Raw genomic sequence first — 17,513 nt, forward strand, 5'->3', positions numbered from 1 at the left:
TTTTTGCGTCGCACATATCTTGATTATTAGACTCAAGATTACTGGTGCTATAGCCAGCAGTGATTGTGTCGTCAATAGCGGATGCACGGGTCGATTGCTTCCGAGCAGCAGAGAGGGCGGCGGGCTATCAAGCAGAGAAGCTCGTTGTCTTCGCTCTTTGCGCAGACAGGTAGGATACATCTATCAGAAAGTTATTGTCGGGTGAGCGAGGGCAACTCACCGCCGAGATCGCCGCGCTGCGACGCAAACAACTGAACGGCAGATCCTCAGGCTCAACCAGGATCGCCTCTTCGGGTGCTGACCGAGCTCCGCGACGTCGACAACAAGCTGGCGGAACTCACCGAGCAGCGTGTCGCCGCCGGGGATCAGTTGAATCGCATCGACATTCTCGCGCCGCAAATCGGAATCGTCCACGTAGCTCATGGTGCACACGGTCGGTGGCGTTGTCGGCGTTGGCGAAACGGTCATGCAGATCGTCCCGGTCCCGACACCCGACAGCCTTGTCGTCGACGCTCAGCCGGCCGATATCGCTCAGCCGCATCTCGGCAGAAAGCGGTCCTTCGCTTCTCCGCCTTCAACCAACGCACGACATCGGAGATCGTTGGCGAAATCCAGACGGTCGCCTCCAACTTGAGCACCAACCGCAGGCCGGCGAGGCATCGTATACCGCGCGGATCCAGATCTCAGCCGAAGAACTCGACCGGTTCGGTAGCTCGCCCTCCATTCCGGCATGCCGGTGGAGGCGTTCATACAGACTGGCGAACGTACGGTACACTCCTACCTCCGCCCGGGTGATGCAAGAGGAATAGGGAACGAGGGTTGGTACTGATGGGTACCGTGTTCCCGATCTGTGCCTTACACGTCGCATAATGTATCGACCGGAACCGAACGCTGGCCGCATCTCCGGTGGCAGAAAGCACAACTGTCTATTGCGGGCCCGTATTCTCGCGGTCGATCGAACGGCTTCGCGAAACCGAGTACCTGCGCGACCTTGCAAAAAGACTGCATCATTCTTATATTGCTGTCATTGACAGCGAATGCGAGGATTTGACGATGGCAATTCTGACAGTGCGGAATGTGCCCGATGAGGTGCATCGAGCTTTGCGCGTGCGGGCCGCGATGCACGGCCGCAGCGCCGAGGCGGAAGTCCGCGACATTCTCGAAAGTGTAGTGAGGCCGGAGCAGCGCGTCCGTATGGGCGATGCCTTGGCAGAGCTCGGCCGACGGCAGGGGCTGACCAATGATGATTTCGCCGTGTTTGACCAGGTACGTGATGATGCACCGGCGGAGCCGATGAGGTTTGAATGATCCTCTTGGATACGAATGTCGTCTCCGAGGCGATGAAACCAGAACCCAATCTAGCCGTCCGCTCTTGGCTGAACGAACAGGCCGCTGAAACGCTGTATCTGTCAAGTGTGACGTTGGCTGAACTGCTGTTTGGCATCGGTGCGTTGCCCGACGGTCGGCGCAAGAAGGCTCTAGCCGAGACGCTTGACGGCGTGCTTGAACTGTTTGGCGATCGTGTCTTGCCGTTCGACGTGGAAGCTGCTAGGCACTACGCCGGCTTGGCGGTGAAGGCCAGAGCGGCCGGCAGGGGTTTCCCGACCCCGGACGGATATATCGCCGCGATTGCCGCCTCCAAGGGATTTATCATAGCTACGCGCGACATCAGCCCCTTTGAAGCGGCGGGACTTGCCGTCGTAAATCCTTGGAATAACAAATAAATCCAAAGATACTGAACCTTGGGGCTCTTGCCTTCCTCCGCTGGTCTGAGGTTCGAATCGGCTCAAGGCGAGGGATCGGAGTCGACATCCCGGACGGGGGCAGGTTGCCGGCTTCCGATCGTCTCAGTCGGGTGGAATCCGGCAGTTGGTGTGTAGCTTGCTGAACGACAGCAATGCGCGCCAGAGCCGACACTCGATACCCGGGCTCCGAGGCGCAGTTGCACCGTGAGGTGGTTGCAGTGGATCGCTTGGCAGATGGACTCGGGAGGTTGAGAGGGAACACTATCGACCTGGTCCTGCCGGATAGTTGATCAAGCATCTGTCTGAACGAAATCCTCGTAGCCCCCGACATTGATGCCGCCGCGCCCAAGGGCGCTGACGATACCAGAGGTCACGGTCTGCCCAAGCCCGATGGGGTTGCCGATCGCGACAACGGAGTTTCCGACCCGGAGCGCCACGTCTCGGGCTCCTGCCAACCTGCTCCAAATCGATGTTCGAACGCCTTAGCCATTGAGAGGCGAAACATCAGTTCACAACTCCCCCAGGCGGTCCGCGCCGTCGGCGCGGACCGCGCTCGCTTCGGTCAGAAGTCCATGCCTGCAGCGGGCATCGGTGGAACCGGCGCTTCCTTCTTCGGCTTCTGATGACGTCTTCCGCGGCTTCGGTCAGCCATCGGCGTTCGGTGGCATACCAAAGGCAGAATGCATGCGTCTTCGGGCCTTTACATGCTGAGCAAATCTAACGGCGGAGCAACCCAGGGACGGTTGCTATTTTCATGGCAAAGGCGCAGTGTCCAACCTTCAGTAGCAAATGTCACGGGCGCTACTGCTGAGGGCCGGCAGCCCTGGCCCCAGCAAAGGGCGGTTGCATGTCTTTCATCGACAACATCTCACCATCCGACCTGGAAATGATCCGATCAGTCTTGGACGATGCGGGCTATGACGCCAACCTCCTTGTCGAGGACCAGCGGTTGTTCAATATGGCGGCTTTGCTTGTAACCAAGCTGTTCCTGTCCGGTGTGGGCTCCCGATCGGCGCTGGCGGCGAAGCTGGCGTGTCAACTGGGCAAGGCCGGCAAGCACAGACAACCATACAGGTCATCGCTGTCGCGCTACGCAATTCAAGGTCTTCCACTTGAGCTACAATCGCGTCCCCGCCTGCAATAGGGGCTCGGGCCAGCCCGAGATTACCGACCACCTAGCTCAGACGGGGCACAGGCACCTGTCCAGGCCCGGATTGCGTTTGCCGTCCAAACCAAGAAGTAGCCAAGGCCGGGATCCGTCGAGCCACCCTCATCGGCGACGACCCCGAGCTCGTGTCGCTACGCAACGGTTCCGAGCCGGGTACAGCGTGCACACAAGTCAAGAATTCGCAGGGGTGAGGGAGGGAATCGAGGCCGTCCAGGTTTTCATCGGCGGAGAGATGGCAGGCTAACGAACGCGTAGCGGAGGCCTGCAGAATGGAGCAAGTGTTCTGGACGTCTTTACAGACTGAGCCGGGTCTCCACGAGGACCTGTGGAGCCGCTGCTACAAGTGCACTGCCGCACCGGCGGCATCTCTGAATGAAACGAGTTTCTGGCGTCTGTCGTCCCAAAGTACGAGCCTGACGCATTGCAAGCTTTCCCAAAGAGTAATGCGGCCTATATGCGCGAGCTGCGGGTGGTCACGCAGAACTTCCGGCAGCCTGTAGTAAGGGATCCTGCTCGACAGGTGATGCACGTGATGAATGCCGATATTGCCGGTTACCCATCTCAGCACGAGCGGCAGGTCATAATGGGAGGCGCCGTGTAGGGCCGCCTGGGGAAAGTGCCAATCCTCGCCGGCCGACCAGTGCGTATCTTCAAACTGGTGCTGCACATAGAAGAGCCAGATGCCGGCGGCGCCCGACAGGAGCACGATCGGCAGGTGAATGAAGAGAAACGGCAGGAGGCCGATTGCCCAAGTCATCAAGGCGGCACACACCACGATCGCACCATTCGTCGCCATCGTCGAAACCCAGGGCAACGCCCCTCCGTTCATCATCCCGACCGGCAAGCGCTGTTTGAGGAGAAAGAGCCATGCTGGGCCGAAGCCGAACATCACCAGCGGGTGCCGGTACAGGTGATAGCCGAGCCGCCTCATGGACGAAAGTGCACGGTATTCCGAGACAGTAAGAGTGGTGATATCGCCGACGCCCCGCTCGTCCAGATTGCCGGCAGAGGCGTGATGAGCGGCGTGCGCCCGGCGCCAATAATCGTAGGGCGTCAGCGTAAGCACGCCGATCACACGTCCTGTCCAATCGTCGAGTCCGCGACGCGCGAAGAACGAGCCGTGGCCGCAATCGTGCTGGATCATGAAAAGCCGCAGCAGAAAGGCTGCGGCCGGAACGATGGCGATCAGCCCGTACCAGAAGCTGTTAGCGAAAGAAAAATAGGCGATGGCCCAGAAGCCGGCGAACGGAACGGCGGTGACAAAAAGCTCCAGGACGCTGCGGCCAATGCGGGGCTGACGGTACTTCGCAAGCGTCTTCAACCATGCTCCGGCATTGTCTTCCGCAAGGGATGCTGGCGGACGCGCATGTGCGTTCATCAAAACTGGTCCGTATTTCCTTGCCACGCAGATCATCCGCCACGCCTTAGCATGCGGTGGAGTTCGGGCGTAGTGGTTGAAAGTGTCAGGCCTGACGAGCCTTGCGTGCCGCATACCGGCGATCGGGCTTGGCTTTGCGCGCAGCTTCGTCGGCCGCGGCGCGTGAAGCATGATCGGCAATTTCTGCCTGCCGGGCTTCGGCCGCTTTCCTCTCGTCGATCTCGGCGGCCGCTGTCGCTGCTGCGGCTTCCGCCAGCAGCCGCTCGTTTTCGGCTGCCTTCAATGCTTCCTTCAATGCCCCGCGCTCGGCCCGGCGGGCATTTCGGGCAACCGCCACCGCTTCGCGGGCGGCAAGCCGCTCCTGCATCTCGGGATCAGTCGCCTTCGGGGCAGACGCGAATTTTGCCAGAAGCTGACGCTTCGCCTCGGCCGCAGCAGTGCGGCGTTCGGCAAAGCCATTGGCGTTGAGGTGTCTCAATGGATATTCCCTTGATTCTCGTGGTCACGCGCTCTCCAGCCATCCACGCTCTCCGAAAGGGACGCGAATGTTGTGCCGGCAAATGGAGCCTCCGAACGGAAAAAGGCCAGACATCCGCCTGGCCTTTCGAACCTTTTGCCGCGATGCCAGTACATCCGTGGTCATCGGCGGCCAAAAGCTTTAGGCAGCGCGGAGCTGGCCTGCGGACGTTTTGCCCGACTTTCTGTCTCGCTCGAGCTCGAAGCCGAGTTTCTGCCCTTCGACGATCGAATTCATTCCCGCACGCTCGACAGCCGAGATGTGAACGAACACATCGGCACTGCCGTCGTCAGGCTGGATGAAGCCGAAGCCTTTGGTGGCATTGAACCATTTAACTGTGCCAGTGGTCATGACGAACCCTTTCTTAGCAACATTGATCACCGCCGAGCGACGCTCAGCGGATTTTCGACTTTTGAGAGGGAAGTTCGTCAAGAGGCGCGAGGCGCAGCAAAAACAAATATCGGCAAACAAAGTATCGATGTGGTCTCAGTACAGCACTTTAACGGCGGCGTCCACTTGTTGTTTTAGAAATTCCATTATTGCTATCTTTGGTTGCTTTTTTGCCAGCGAAGACGCGGCACACACCACCGGCACATCCGGATCTGAGGTCCGAAAACCGCTCAAAGGCCTAGCGTCCCCGCCGGGGCAAGGGGTATGCGTCGGCTTCGTAAAGCTCCCGCATCTGCTGACCATTGTAGCGGGCCTCCTCGACCTCCAGGACGGAGCCGCGAAGCATCGAGGCCGGCATGTCCTCGATCGCAAAACGCAGTGCTTCCGCGACCGAATCAAACCGCTTGTATCGAAGCCGGTTCGTTCTTCGCACGGTCTTGCAGGGATACAGTCCTGCGCCAGCAGTGTAATCAAATGTCGTCATGGGTGCCCCCTGGGGCAAAAGAGAGTGTCGCGGGAACGCGCCATATGTCTCGCGAGGCGCTGTAGCCGTCCAACAGGCCTCCGCTCGCGCATCCGAACAAATATTCTTTGCAGTTGGGAGCATTGTCCCTCGGCGCCCGCGGGCCGGAAGGATCTTCCGCCGCGTGGCAGGTTGAGGCAGTGGCGGTCTGCCAGACGCCTGTGCTCCCTTTGGAGCTATTTCTGCTTCTTGCCAAGGCTGAGCCCGCTATTTGCGAACTTGACCTGAGTGCCCTGTACCGCGGCCACTGGTGCGGTCGTCTTGTCCTTTTTTGGCTTTCGAATTTCGCGATTGCTTCTTGCCTGGCCCTTAGCCATGTGGTTCTCCCGATTTTCGGTGGATTGGCGGCGCTTTTCTGCTGCGGCATCGCCGTGCGCTGACTGCTCAGCAAGGACGCAGTGATCCGCGATCAAGGCAGGGAAGGCTGGCGCGCGGCGCTGCCAAACTGAAGTGCTTGATGCGCGGTGCGGCCGCTGGCTCGGGCTTACGAAGTTGCTGACGCCGAACGTTTTCGCTGTATCCAAATCCGCTCACGCTGACGAGGTTACGAGCGGTGGTGTGAAAGTGCAGGTCGGAAGACATGCTGTCCTCCTTTCGTTGGGGCCAGGACACTGAGGCCCCGAAGCAGCAGCGCCCTGAAAATGGCTGCTGAAGACGACAGCATGCTCTCTTTGATGCTGATACGCAATCGGCGATTGCCCTCAATCCGAACTCTCCCACCCGAAAGGATGCAGTCGCTCACGCGACAATTTCCCTGTTCTCCGAGCCTCAGATATCCGAGCAGCACACACGCTAGGATGGGTCGGCCGACCTGCGAAGTGACCGGGCCGAGTACATCCAGTGCGCAGGTCGAACGGAGGGTATTGTGCAACAGTCGACGAGACGGGATGGGAAAGCCCCGTTTATTGCCTGAGGTTCCATCGCAGCTTCGCCAAGGGGGTAGGGCTCATCATGTCTGCAGCAAGGCCACGAGCGACGCTGTCCAACGCCTGCACAATGCAGGCGTTGCTGTCCGCTCGCGTTTCCCAGCAGGGACGCCTATGACGCCAGCATGAAGATCCGTGCACTTGATCACATCGTGGTCTCGCCGATGTCGCGGTCACCCGGATGCCTCTACGAGTGCGTGCTCAATGTGGAGGCTCGGGAAGGGCGCTGAAATTCGGCTTCTGGCGCGAGAGCGGTAGTTGAAATGTCATTTACTGAACTTCCGCAAGGGGTCGATCTTTCCGGTTGTTCAGATCACGTCACAATAGGGTCGAAGGGAGCCGTTCTGGAGACAAATACGGGTCTGCAGTTCGAGTCCTTCAAGGCGAGGCAGTCCGGCTTCGATACAGGCAGGTCTCATGCTAGTCCAAGTGACAAGACCGGACTATCTATCTTCGCTCAGTAGTCTCGCGTCATGTGAAGCCCGGTGCGCTTCGATTTCCCCAAGATGATCCAACACCCACATGGCGAGCTGCATGAGGGGAGTGGCGAGAGAGCGGCCGAGATCGGTCAGCGCGTACTCCACCTGCGGCGGGATCGTCGGATAGACCTTGCGGGTCACCATTCCATCGCGCTCGAGCGCCTTCAGCGTGCGGGTCAGCATTTGCTGGGAAATGCCGCCGATTAGCCGTTTCAACTCGTTGAAGCGGCGCGGCTCGCCGGCGAGCATGGTGATCGCCATGATCGTCCACTTGTCGCCCATGCGACCGAGGATCTCGTTGACCTTGCGGCAATCGGGATGGGTGCCGGGCTCCTTCGGTGGGGTAGGCATATGCATGTGACCAGGCCTCGAAAATATGCGTTCTTGCGGGACAGGCGGTCAAAATATCATATCAGGTCAGCGAAACATACCAACCTCTCAGGAGTACGTTATGACTGACAGAAAGACCATTGCCCTCTTCGGCGCCGGAACCGGGCTCGGCAGCTCGCTGGCCATGCGGTTCGGCCGCGAAGGCTATCGCGTGGCGCTCGTTGCGCGGCGTGCCGGCCCGCTCGAGGAGCGCGTGGCCGAGCTCGCCGAGGCCGGCATCGAGGCGGCGGCATTTCCGGCCGATCTCACCGATCTCGACGGCATCGCGCCGCTCGTGCGTTCCATCGAGGAACGGTTCGGCTCGATCGACGTCGCCGTCTATGCGCCGGTGCCGTCGGACGCCAGTTTCGTGCCGGCGGTGGAGCTCGATGCGGCAAAGCTGCGGTCGATGGCCGATATCTTCACCTTCGCGCCCGTCGAGGTGTTGCATGCGGTGCTGCCTGGCATGCTGGCGCGCAGCGATGGCGCGGTCGTCATCGTCGGCGGGCTGACGGCCGTCGTCACCATGCCCGGCATGAGCGGCGTCGGTCCGCTGATGGCGGCTGCGCGAAATTATGCCTTCACGCTCAATGCCGAGGTCGCGGGGAAGGGCGTCTATGCCGGTACTGTGAATATCGGCGCCTTCATCGACCGCTCGACCGGCCTTCGCGCCGCGACATCCAATGGCGTGCCGCTCGATCCGAAGTATCTGGTGATCGATCCCGACGATATCGCCGAGGAGATCTGGAGCCTCGTCACCAAGCGCGACCGGGTTGAGGCCATCCTCCCTCCGCTGCCGCAAGCCTGATCGGGAAGGGCGTCATGCTGCAGATCGATCTTTACACCGATATCACCTGCCCCTGGTGCATCATCGGGCAACACCGGTTGGACAAGGTGCTCGCCGAACGCTTCGCCGACCTTGTCGCCGATATCAGGCATCGCCCGGTGCTGTTGATGCCGGATACGCCGGCCACAGGACTCTACATTCCCGACCTGCTCCGCAGCCGCTACGGCGTCACAGATCCGAAGGCCGCGTTCGCGCGGCCCGAGACGGAGGCCAGAGCCTCCGGGCTGCCGCTCGATCTTGGCCGGCAGGCCTGGGCCTATCCGACGCAGGCTGCCCATGCGCTGGTCCTTGCCGCCCGCGAACGCGGCACGCAGCACAGTCTGGCGGTGGCGATTTCCGCGGCCTATTTCCTCGGTGCGGTCAATATCGCCGATGCCGATGTGCTCGCCGATATCGCGGCGGAACACGGGTTTGAACGGGCCGAAGCCCGGGCGATCGCCCGCGATCCGGTCTGGCACCGGCGCGTCGAGCAGGAGGCCGCGGCATTGGCTGCCGCGGGCATCCGCTCGGTTCCCCATTTCGTCTTCGGCGGACGGATTGGGATCAACGGCGGCCACAGTGAAGACGAGATCGCTTTGGCGATAAACGAGGCCATGGCTGTCGCCTAAGAGGCAGGGTACGGCCCGGCCAGATCGGGATCAACCGCGACTGTTGTCAACAAATCTCAAAGCTGAGCGTCTGGAGCAATAACCGTTCCGGACGCTATCATCGCCCGGAGGGATTCCTTGACGGCCTCGAAACTCGTGTAGCGAGGCTGGTAGCCGAGGCGCTGGCGGCTCTTTTCGATCGAGTGGCAGGAGCTTCGGATAATGTGGCCGCGGGTATTTTCGGCATAGTCGCCAAGGCCGAGGATCCACTCTTCGAAGGGTTTGTAGGCGAGGCGCGGCTCCTTGCCGAACCAGCGGTAGACCATTTCGGCGTAGCCGCGCAGCGTGACGGCCCGTTCGGAGACGGTGTTGAAGACTTCGCCGATCGACGCCGAGCGGTTGTCGATCGCCGAGCTGATCCAGCGGGCGACGTCGTCGGCGTGGACGTGATGGACCGTTTCGAGGCCGAGGTTCGGCAGGACCAGCTCGTCGCCGCGAGCGATCAAGGAGAAGACCTCCGGATCGGAATTGCCGATCGGGTTGATCGGGTTCCAGCCTTCGCCGACGATATGGCCGGGGCGGAAGCAGGTGGCGGGAAAACCGGTGACGCGGGCCTGGGTCATCAGCCAGGCCTCGCTCTCGGCCTTCCCCTTTCCGTAGGCATCGATCGGATTGGGAGGATCGGCCTCGGTGGAGGGGATCGTGAACAGGCGGCCGTAGACCCAGATCGTGCTGCAGAAGAGGTAATGCTCGATCCTGCCGCGTAGCGCCTCGACCACCTGCTGGGTGCTTTCGAGATCGAAGGCGATCATATCGATGACGATATCAGGCTCGAGGGCTGCGATCTTGACGCCGAATTCTCCGGATTTCTCTTCGGCCGCACGATCCAGCGCGACATGTTCGATCCGGCTCCAGGCCTCATGCGGGCGATAGGGCCTGGCGGCGCCGCGGCTGACATTGACGACATCGTGGCCGCGCTCGACGAGCGCCGGCACCAGATAGCTGCCGACATGGCCGCTGCCTCCGATAATGACGATGCGTGACATGGCTCACCTCCCTGAAACTTTGCGATCCCGCTGAGGCTAACACGCGTTGCCTATCGCGATTAGCAGCGGTAAACTTGATGTGTTTGTGAAGTCAGCAATGCCGCGCGACCAGATCAACGAACTCACCGCCTTTCTTGCCGTCGCCCGGGAGCGCAGCTTCACCAGGGCGGCGGCCGAACTCGGCGTCACGCCATCGGCGCTCAGCCACACCGTCAAGGGACTGGAGCAGCGGCTGGGGATGCGGCTCTTGTCCCGGACGACCCGCAACGTGGCGCCGACCGAGGCCGGGGAGCGCTTGCTGCGGCAGGTCGGGCCGCTCTTCGAGCAGATTGCCGCGGAGATCGATGAGATCGGCTCGCTGCGCGACAAGCCGGCCGGCACGATCCGCATCACCTGCACCGACGCGATCATCGAGACGATCTTCCGGCCGAAGCTCGGCGCGTTCCTGCAACAATATCCCGATATCCGGGTCGAGCTCGACATGAATTGCGCGCTCGTCGATATCGTCGCCGAGCGCTTCGATGCCGGCGTGCGCATCGGTGAGGCGCTGGAGAAGGATATTGGTGGCGACGCGGGTCGGGCCGGACTGGCGCTTCAGCGTCGTTGGTTCACCCGCCTATTTCGCGCGCCATGCACCACCTGCCACGCCGCAGGATCTGCGTGAGCATAACTGCGTCAACATCCGATTGTCGTCCTCCGGCGGTACGCTCCGATGGGAGTTCCGCTCGCCCGAGGGGCGCGACATCAGCCTGCGTGTCGAGGGGCAGGCGACGTTCAACACCTCCGGGGCCGCTCTCACCGGCGCCGTCGACGGGCTCGGTCTCGCCTGGACGCCGCAGGAGCTTGCCGCGCCATTCCTCGCGGACGGCCGCCTCATCGAGGTTCTCGCCGATTGGTGCCCGTTCTACGAGGGCTATCATCTCTACTACCCCAGCCGCAAACAGAACTCTCCGGCGTTTTCAGCCTTCATCGAGGCCATGCGCTTCCGTGGACCATTGAGAGCCAGGGAGTGAAGGGGTTACGCCGAGCAACAGGATGGGGCGGCGCTTGAACGGAAAAGGCATCGGTCTAGCGGGTCCGCGATGCGTCACAATATCATCGATGGGCGAGAATGGACGTGCCTTGATGCGAGGCCGACCAGATCAAGGAAGCGGTCGACACGGTCGGGGGCAGCCCTCTACCATCAATTCGTTCGCCGCGATCCGCTTCTCCGACGGATGTGGTTTCTGGCGGCTGACCGGTTCGAGTAGAACGACCCGAGATATCAGCCACTGCGGACCTTTGCGCCCTCGACAAGCAATGGCCGACTTGGGTCGGAATTCGCCTTCATCGGCGTCGCAGGTGGGTGGTGTCCCGTCGTTCGCTCAAGCCGCATGAGTGCCAGCGTTTCGCCAATGCGGACGTTCCAAGCGCTTCAACAATAAGCCGCATTGTGGCCGCGCGCGGGCTGAAGGCGGATCAATTGCCTGAGCTGACTTGATCGCTCGCGGTCGGCTCTCCATTGACGAGTATACCCGCGTTGCTCGAGGACAGGTTCGAGGACATGGGCGTTCAGTTGCTCAGGCAGGTCGCCATCAAAACCTCCTACCTGGCGGGTGACGGCACGACGACGGCGGTGGTGCTCGCCGATGCGATCATCAGAGGCGGTGTCAGGGCGGTCACTGCTGGTATGAACCCGATGGACCTGAAGCGCGGGATTGATCGCGCTGTCGAGGCGATCGGCGCGGCATTGGAGCAGAATGCCAGGTCTGTCACCTCAAATGGCGAGATCGAACAGGTCGCCACGATTTCTGCCAATGGCGATCGGGACATCGGCCAGATCATCGCCGAGGCGATGGCGAAGGTCGGCAGGAATGGCGTGATCATGATCGAGGAAGGCAGGTCGCTCGAAACCGAAAGCGAGGTCATCACTGGCATTCAGTTCGACCGCAGCTACATCTCTCCCTATTTTGTGACCAATCGAAACAAAATGCAGGTGGAGATGGAGGACGCGCTTGTCCTCGTTTGCGAGAAGAAACTGTCGCGCCTCAGCGAAATATTGCCGCTGTTGGAAAAAGTCATGCAGGCTGACCAGCCACTTCTCATCCTCGCCGAGGACATTGAAGCGGAAGTCAGGGCGGCGCTGGTTGTGAATAGGCTGCGCGGCGGCCTCAAAGTGGCTGCCGTCAAGGCGCCGGCCTATGGCGAGCTCCGCAAGGAGATCCTGCAAGACATAGCTTTGCTCACCGGCGGATCGGTCATCTCCGAGGATCTCGGTATCAAGCTCGAGTCCATCTCGCTCGACAACCTCGGCCGTGCCCGGAAGATTCGGGTGGACAAGCAGAATACCACGATCGCGGAAGGCGGCGGCTCAAGCGCGGAAATCGCTGCGCGGATCGCTGCGATCAAGGCGCAGCTCGAACTGTCCACGTCCGACTTTGACCGGGAAAAACTTCAGGAGCGGCTGGCGCGGCTTTCCGCCGGAATTGCAGTGATCCGGGTCGGCGGCGCGACCGAGTCGGAGGTTAGAGAGAAGAAGGACCGGATTCGCAACGCCATGCACGCCACCCGAGCCGCCGCAGAGGAGGGTATTCTGCCCGGCGGTGGCGTCGCTCTCTTGCGTGCAAGCAGGGCGATCCGGATGCTGAAGGCTGAGAACCTCGACCAGCAGGCGGTATCAACATCGTCAAGGAAGCCGTAACCTGGCCGGCGAAACAGATTGCATCCAATGCGGGCGTGGATGGCTCGCTCGTCGCCGCCCAAATTCTCCAAAGAGATGACTACGGATGGGGCTACGACGCGCAAGCGGGGACGTTTGGCGATCTGTTTGTGGCGGGCATTGTCGATCCGGCCAAGGTGGTGCGCGCGGCCCTTCAAGGGGCAGCGTCCATGGCCGGTCTCATGATCATGACGGAAGCGATGGTGGCCGAGGTGCCCGGCCCGCCGCCGCCCGAGCTTCCCGGCCATCACGATCACGAGGACAATCTCGACATTGAGTTCTAGCGCATCCCGTGCTTTCGTTGACAACGGATGAAATGTTGCGGCGTAACACAAGGGTCGGATCCATGGCGCGGCAATACAAGTCTCTGTGGCTTCAGGCCCGAGACCTGCACCGCGTTCAGATCATTGGTGCACGCTCGCCATGGGCGCCAGTGCCGCGCGAGCGGCTTCGTCCTCGGGTCGAACTTTGGCCTTCACCAGGGCCAGCGAGCAGCGCTTCGTCGAGACGCGCCGCTTCGGGGACTCCAGAACGTGCCGGCGCAACACTTTCATGGATTCTCGGCTCGCGATCCACTACTCTCTCAGGCGGGAGGAAATCGGTTTGGAACGCCGCCTCGCCGCCATTATGGCCGCTGACGTAGTTGGCTACTCGCGTCTGATCCGGACTGATGAGGACGGAACACTCGCGGCGCTGAAGTCGCTGCGCACTGACCTGATTGGACCGAAGATCGCGGAACATCATGGGCGTATCGTCAAGCTCATGGGCGACGGCTTGCTGGCAGAGTTCCCGAGCGTCGTGGAAGCCGTTCGGGCGGCCACCGAATTGCAGCAGGCGGTAGCTAATCGCATCGTCGACGTGCCGGAACGGCAACGGATCGAATTCCGTGTCGGCATCAATCTGGGTGATGTGGCCATCGATGGCGAGGACATCTATGGCGACGGAGTCAATGTCGCAGCCCGCCTAGAGTCGCTTGCCGAACCGGGTGGCGTCTACGTTTCCGGGGCAGTCCATGACCAGGTGCGCGATCGCCTCGGGCTTAGGTTCGAGGATCTCGGAAAGCAGCAGGTCAAGAACATCGATCGACCGGTTCGCGTTTGGCGCTGGCTGCGCGACGCCGCGGCGACCGGCGCCAAGGCCGTTCCCATGGAAGGGTCGCTGCCGGACAGGCCATCGATTGTCGTTCTGCCCTTCAACAACATGAGCCGCGATGCCGATCAGGAATATTTCAGCGACGGAATCACCGAAGACATCATTACTGACCTTAGCAAGATCTCCGGTCTGTTCGTCATCGCCCGCAACTCGGCTTTCGTTTACAAGGACAAGGCGTTCAGCGTCCCGCATGTCTGCCGCGAGCTCGGCGTCAAATTCGCGCTTGAAGGCAGCATTCGCAAGGCCGGCAACCGGGTTCGTGTCACGGCTCAGTTGATCAACGGATCGAGCGGCGGCCATGTCTGGGCCGAGCGCTATGACCGCGAGTTGACCGATATCTTCGAGGTCCAGGACGATATCACGCAGCAGATCGTGACCACCTTGAAGGTCACACTCAGCGAAGCGGAAAAACCGCGCAGCGCCGAGGCCGGTACGAAGGACGTCGATGCCCATGATCTGTTCTTGCGCGGGCGGGAGTTCCTGAGCAGCGTCAAGAAAGATCGTGAGATGTTCGATCAGGCAACCGCGTGCTTCCGACAGGCGATCGCGCTCGATCGGGACTACGCCGCCCCCCATGCGGGCCTCGGCATGGCTTATGTGCTCGATTATCAGAACCACTGGAGTGGCGCGCCGGAGACGTCGCTTGACCAGGCCGAGCGCTTCGCCAGCGAGGCGATCGGCAAGGACGATCAGGAGCCCTTCACCCATTTCGTGGTTTCCCTCGTCGCCATGTTCAGGAGGGATTATCAGCGCTGGGCCGACGAAACCGACCGCGCATTGGCGCTCAACCCCAATTTCGCCTCCGCTCTCAATATGCGCGGCGTTTTGCACATCTATACAGGGGAGCCTGAACTGGCGATCCCCTACATTGAACGCGCCATGCGCCTCGATCCTGTGGTTCAGCAGCAATACCTACACTTCCTCGGCACGGCCCACTTCGTGGCCTGCGACTACGAAAAGTCGGCCGCGCTGTTCCGCGACAGGATCGCCGTCAACCCGACCACGGATCTGTCGCGCGCATTTCTCGCTTCGGCATTGGGCCATCTGGGCAAGCTCGATGAGGCCCGCGAGGTTTGGCGCGAGCTCAAGGAGATCAATCCAAGATACTCCCCCCTTGAGCATATAGGCCGCCTACCATTCCAAGACCCCGCCGACGCTGAGAAGTTCACGATTGGCCTGCGCAAGGCAGGCTTGGCGGCGTGACCCAGCCACAAGCCCTGTGCCTGATAGAGTTGACCGCGGGTGGAGGGGATATGGCCGTGGGCGGCTGTCCGCACAATTCAGCTAGCTGCCATTCGGCAAAGGACCGCTTCGGGTCGAAGCAGGTCCTCGAACGCGCGGCGCAGATATACGTCGATTCAGCCCACAGTTTGGGCAATTTCACAGGTCGGCCAACCAGCGAAATGCGCGACGGAGAAACGCCTGTTCGCCGGCGGTGATCGGCCCCCAGCACTCTACGGCAGCGTGCCACGCCCTATCCCCTGCGGCGCAGCACCCGTTGCGCCTTCAGCCGCACTCCGCCTCGCCCGTCACGCGCCAGATCACATCGCCGACATCGTCCGCCACCAGCAGGGAGCCGTCCGGGCCGATGGCAACTCCAACAGGTCGCCCGTAGGACGACCGCTCATCAGGCGAAAGGAAACCGGTCAGAATGTCGCGCGGCAGCCCGGCCGGACATCCATTCACGAACGGCACGAAGACAGCCTTGTAGCCGCTCAACGTGCTGCGGTTCCAGGAGCCATGCTGCCCGATAACCATGCCGTCCGGGAAGCCGGGCAGACTGCCTGCGGGAAGCCAGCAAAGGCCGAGCGATGCAGTATGCCCGCCCAAGGCATAGTCCGGTGTTAGGGCGGTTGCGACTATCGCCGGGTCCTGCGGCACCCGGTCGTCCACGATCTGCCCCCAGTAGCAATAGGGCCATCCATAGAAGCTGCCGTCGCGCACCGATGTCAGATAGTCGGGAGGGGTCTCGTCGCCCAGTCCATCGCGCTCATTGACCACCGTCCAAAGTGCACCTGTCGTGGGCTCCCACGCCATGCCCACCGGGTTGCGCAGACCGGAGGCAAATATGCGGTGCTCACCAGTCTCGAGATCAAGCTCGTGGATCGCGGCCCGTCCTTCCTCTGCCGCCATGCCGCGCTCGCCGATGTTGCTGAGCGAACCGACGCCGATGAAAAGCTTTCGTCCGTCGCGACTCGCAAGCAGGCTTCGCGTCCAATGCCCGCCGGCCTTGAAGGACGTAAGCTTTCGGCAGCGCTGATACGCGTGTCGCCCGTCTTATACGGGAACGCGACCACCCCGTCTGTGTTGCCGACATACAACGTATCACCCAGCAACGCCATGCCGAACGGCTGATTGAGTCCGTCGAGAAATACCGCACGTATTTCCGCCACGCCGTCGCCGTCCGCATCGCGCAACAGCGTGATGCGGTTCGGACTTGCGCCCACTGCGGCGGCGCGCTTCATTGTGCTGAACATGGCGTAGTCGAAGACAGATTTGATGCCCCCCGGCTCGCTCAGTGCCTCAGCGACCAGTACGTCGCCATTCGGCAACACGTGAATCCAACGGGGATGCTTGAGCCCGGCCGCGAATGCGTTCACCTTGAGCCCGGCCGCCGCAGTCGGCATTTGCTCCGCGGTCCATCCCTTGGCTGTCGGCATCTTCAGGGTCGGAATGCCATGCGGCTTGGCTTCCGGGACTTTCGGGGCGCTGCCATAGGCCGGTTCCAGGGAATCACCGTCCTGGCGGCGCAAAAGGATTACTACGGCGCCGATCAATGCGACCAGTCGACCGAAAATGTCTGACAGGCCCATGTGCCCTCCTAACCCTGATGCGCACGCTACCCGAAGCGCCTGCGGGTTGGTATCCTCAAACTGCATTGTTTTTGTGGCCACTTCGCTGGATTGAGAGCGCGCTACCTCCGCTTGGCAGGTGGTGACAAAGATGGTGACTGGCTCTGCGTCGGCCAACGCCCGGAGAGCGGCAGACTCAAGTCATTCGGCGCTCACCGCCATACGACAGGAACGGGTCGATCCTGGCGTCTCGCGGAGGCCCTCTGAGATCGGCGACTGGTGCTTATAGAGCGGCGGAGGGCAGCCGATGAGAGAGATAGTCGCGCATCTGGCGAAGTGCATCTTCACGCGTCAGGCCCGTCGCCTGCAGACCGAGGCGCAGCCACAGCCCGTCAATTAATGCGGTGATGCCAAGAACGACGGCATCGCATTCGTCCTCCGGCAGAAGGTGAACCAGTGCCGACATTAGATTTGATCGCATCCGCGCATGAATTACTTTTTGGATACGCGCCAACTGCGGCTCCCGCGGCACCTCGGCGCAGAGCGCTAGCCAGGCATGGCAAATCGAAGGCCGGAAGAAGCGGTCCTCGAAGTTGCCTTCAATGATCGCTTCCAGTCTTTCGAACGGGGTGGTGGCGCGGTTCAGGCGCGCCACCACGGCATCCTTCAAGGCCGCGTTCGCCTCGCGCATCGCATGCTCGAACAGTTCCTGCTTGTTCGCGAAGTAGTGCAGCACGATGCCTTTCGATGCGCCTGCTTGAGCGGCGACCTTCTCCAGTGTTGCCCCCGCCATGCCTTCACGCTGCAGGACCTCGAACGCCGCCCGTCTGAGTTCACGTTTCCGGATATCGCTGATCTTGGTCAGTTTCATTTCTACGCCCTCATTTCGTTCACAA

The 17,513-nt window shown here is 61.4% G+C and carries 15 protein-coding genes and 4 pseudogenes; 8 read left to right on the forward strand and 11 right to left on the reverse strand.

The window, feature by feature from the left end; genetic code table 11:
• Window positions 1-216: 216 nt before the first annotated feature.
• Window positions 217-468, reverse strand: a complete 252-nt coding sequence (locus RHIBR816_RS0122465; RefSeq protein ID WP_026187318.1) for a hypothetical protein — start codon at window positions 466-468, stop codon at window positions 217-219.
• A gap of 585 nt (window positions 469-1,053) precedes the next feature.
• Between RHIBR816_RS0122465 and RHIBR816_RS0122470 the strand changes: the two genes are divergently transcribed.
• A complete protein-coding gene (locus tag RHIBR816_RS0122470; RefSeq protein WP_026186917.1) occupies window positions 1,054-1,308 on the forward strand; it encodes a plasmid stabilization protein in 255 nt (84 codons plus the stop codon).
• Window positions 1,305-1,724: a type II toxin-antitoxin system VapC family toxin gene (locus tag RHIBR816_RS0122475; protein ID WP_018236868.1), complete on the forward strand. Its 420-nt coding sequence runs from the start codon at window positions 1,305-1,307 to the stop codon at window positions 1,722-1,724. Before RHIBR816_RS0122470 ends, RHIBR816_RS0122475 begins: the two co-directional genes overlap by 4 nt.
• Before the next feature lie 314 nt (window positions 1,725-2,038).
• On the opposite strand, the pseudogene RHIBR816_RS37625 reads toward RHIBR816_RS0122475, so the two are convergent.
• Window positions 2,039-2,179: pseudogene (locus RHIBR816_RS37625) on the reverse strand (serine endoprotease DegQ); the annotation flags it as partial.
• A 413-nt stretch (window positions 2,180-2,592) separates the two neighbouring features.
• Between RHIBR816_RS37625 and RHIBR816_RS0122490 the strand changes: the two are divergent.
• A complete protein-coding gene (locus tag RHIBR816_RS0122490) occupies window positions 2,593-2,889 on the forward strand; it encodes a hypothetical protein (protein ID WP_018238858.1) in 297 nt (98 codons plus the stop codon).
• Between the two features lie 361 nt (window positions 2,890-3,250).
• Here the strand turns inward: RHIBR816_RS0122490 and RHIBR816_RS0122495 are convergent, their stop codons facing one another.
• The 6 genes from RHIBR816_RS0122495 to RHIBR816_RS0122520 form a co-directional block, all read right to left on the reverse strand.
• The gene (locus tag RHIBR816_RS0122495) at window positions 3,251-4,291 is read right to left on the reverse strand and encodes a fatty acid desaturase (RefSeq protein WP_018238859.1); all 1,041 of its coding nucleotides are present in this window, start codon (window positions 4,289-4,291) and stop codon (window positions 3,251-3,253) included.
• Window positions 4,292-4,376: 85 nt separating this feature from the next.
• Complete coding sequence (locus tag RHIBR816_RS0122500) at window positions 4,377-4,769, reverse strand: DUF6481 family protein (RefSeq protein ID WP_018238860.1); 393 nt, start codon at window positions 4,767-4,769, stop codon at window positions 4,377-4,379.
• 180 nt (window positions 4,770-4,949) lie between these two features.
• Window positions 4,950-5,159: a cold-shock protein gene (locus RHIBR816_RS0122505; protein WP_018238861.1), complete on the reverse strand. Its 210-nt coding sequence runs from the start codon at window positions 5,157-5,159 to the stop codon at window positions 4,950-4,952.
• Window positions 5,160-5,436: 277 nt separating this feature from the next.
• Window positions 5,437-5,682: a hypothetical protein gene (locus tag RHIBR816_RS0122510; RefSeq protein ID WP_026187319.1), complete on the reverse strand. Its 246-nt coding sequence runs from the start codon at window positions 5,680-5,682 to the stop codon at window positions 5,437-5,439.
• A 215-nt stretch (window positions 5,683-5,897) separates the two neighbouring features.
• The gene (locus tag RHIBR816_RS37630; protein ID WP_157628225.1) at window positions 5,898-6,245 is read right to left on the reverse strand and encodes a hypothetical protein; all 348 of its coding nucleotides are present in this window, start codon (window positions 6,243-6,245) and stop codon (window positions 5,898-5,900) included.
• An 845-nt stretch (window positions 6,246-7,090) separates the two neighbouring features.
• Window positions 7,091-7,483 (reverse strand): helix-turn-helix domain-containing protein, encoded by a 393-nt coding sequence (locus tag RHIBR816_RS0122520; RefSeq protein ID WP_018238864.1) that lies wholly within the window; start codon window positions 7,481-7,483, stop codon window positions 7,091-7,093.
• Between the two features lie 94 nt (window positions 7,484-7,577).
• Between RHIBR816_RS0122520 and RHIBR816_RS0122525 the strand changes: the two genes are divergently transcribed.
• Window positions 7,578-8,303 carry an SDR family oxidoreductase gene (locus RHIBR816_RS0122525; protein ID WP_018238865.1) on the forward strand — a complete coding sequence of 242 codons (726 nt, stop codon included), beginning with the start codon at window positions 7,578-7,580 and terminating at the stop codon, window positions 8,301-8,303.
• A 14-nt stretch (window positions 8,304-8,317) separates the two neighbouring features.
• Window positions 8,318-8,950, forward strand: a complete 633-nt coding sequence (locus tag RHIBR816_RS0122530) for a DsbA family oxidoreductase (protein ID WP_018238866.1) — start codon at window positions 8,318-8,320, stop codon at window positions 8,948-8,950.
• Window positions 8,951-9,006: 56 nt separating this feature from the next.
• Here the strand turns inward: RHIBR816_RS0122530 and RHIBR816_RS0122535 are convergent, their stop codons facing one another.
• Window positions 9,007-9,975, reverse strand: a complete 969-nt coding sequence (locus RHIBR816_RS0122535; RefSeq protein ID WP_018238867.1) for an NAD(P)-dependent oxidoreductase — start codon at window positions 9,973-9,975, stop codon at window positions 9,007-9,009.
• A gap of 97 nt (window positions 9,976-10,072) precedes the next feature.
• Between RHIBR816_RS0122535 and RHIBR816_RS34525 the strand changes: the two are divergent.
• From RHIBR816_RS34525 to RHIBR816_RS0122555, 3 genes and pseudogenes are all read left to right on the forward strand, one after another.
• Window positions 10,073-10,988, forward strand: a pseudogene (locus RHIBR816_RS34525) (LysR family transcriptional regulator).
• Window positions 10,989-11,497: 509 nt separating this feature from the next.
• Window positions 11,498-12,957 (forward strand): annotated as a pseudogene (gene groL, locus RHIBR816_RS34530) (chaperonin GroEL); the annotation flags it as partial.
• 268 nt (window positions 12,958-13,225) lie between these two features.
• The gene (locus RHIBR816_RS0122555) at window positions 13,226-15,028 is read left to right on the forward strand and encodes an adenylate/guanylate cyclase domain-containing protein (protein ID WP_371259062.1); all 1,803 of its coding nucleotides are present in this window, start codon (window positions 13,226-13,228) and stop codon (window positions 15,026-15,028) included.
• A 303-nt stretch (window positions 15,029-15,331) separates the two neighbouring features.
• Here RHIBR816_RS0122555 and RHIBR816_RS34535 read toward each other — a convergent pair.
• Window positions 15,332-16,638 (reverse strand): annotated as a pseudogene (locus tag RHIBR816_RS34535) (sorbosone dehydrogenase family protein).
• A 262-nt stretch (window positions 16,639-16,900) separates the two neighbouring features.
• Window positions 16,901-17,488 carry a transcriptional regulator BetI gene (gene betI / locus RHIBR816_RS0122565; RefSeq protein ID WP_018238872.1) on the reverse strand — a complete coding sequence of 196 codons (588 nt, stop codon included), beginning with the start codon at window positions 17,486-17,488 and terminating at the stop codon, window positions 16,901-16,903.
• Window positions 17,489-17,513: the final 25 nt, after the last annotated feature.

This window comes from Ensifer sp. BR816 (assembly GCF_000378985.1).
Lineage (GTDB): Bacteria > Pseudomonadota > Alphaproteobacteria > Rhizobiales > Rhizobiaceae > Sinorhizobium.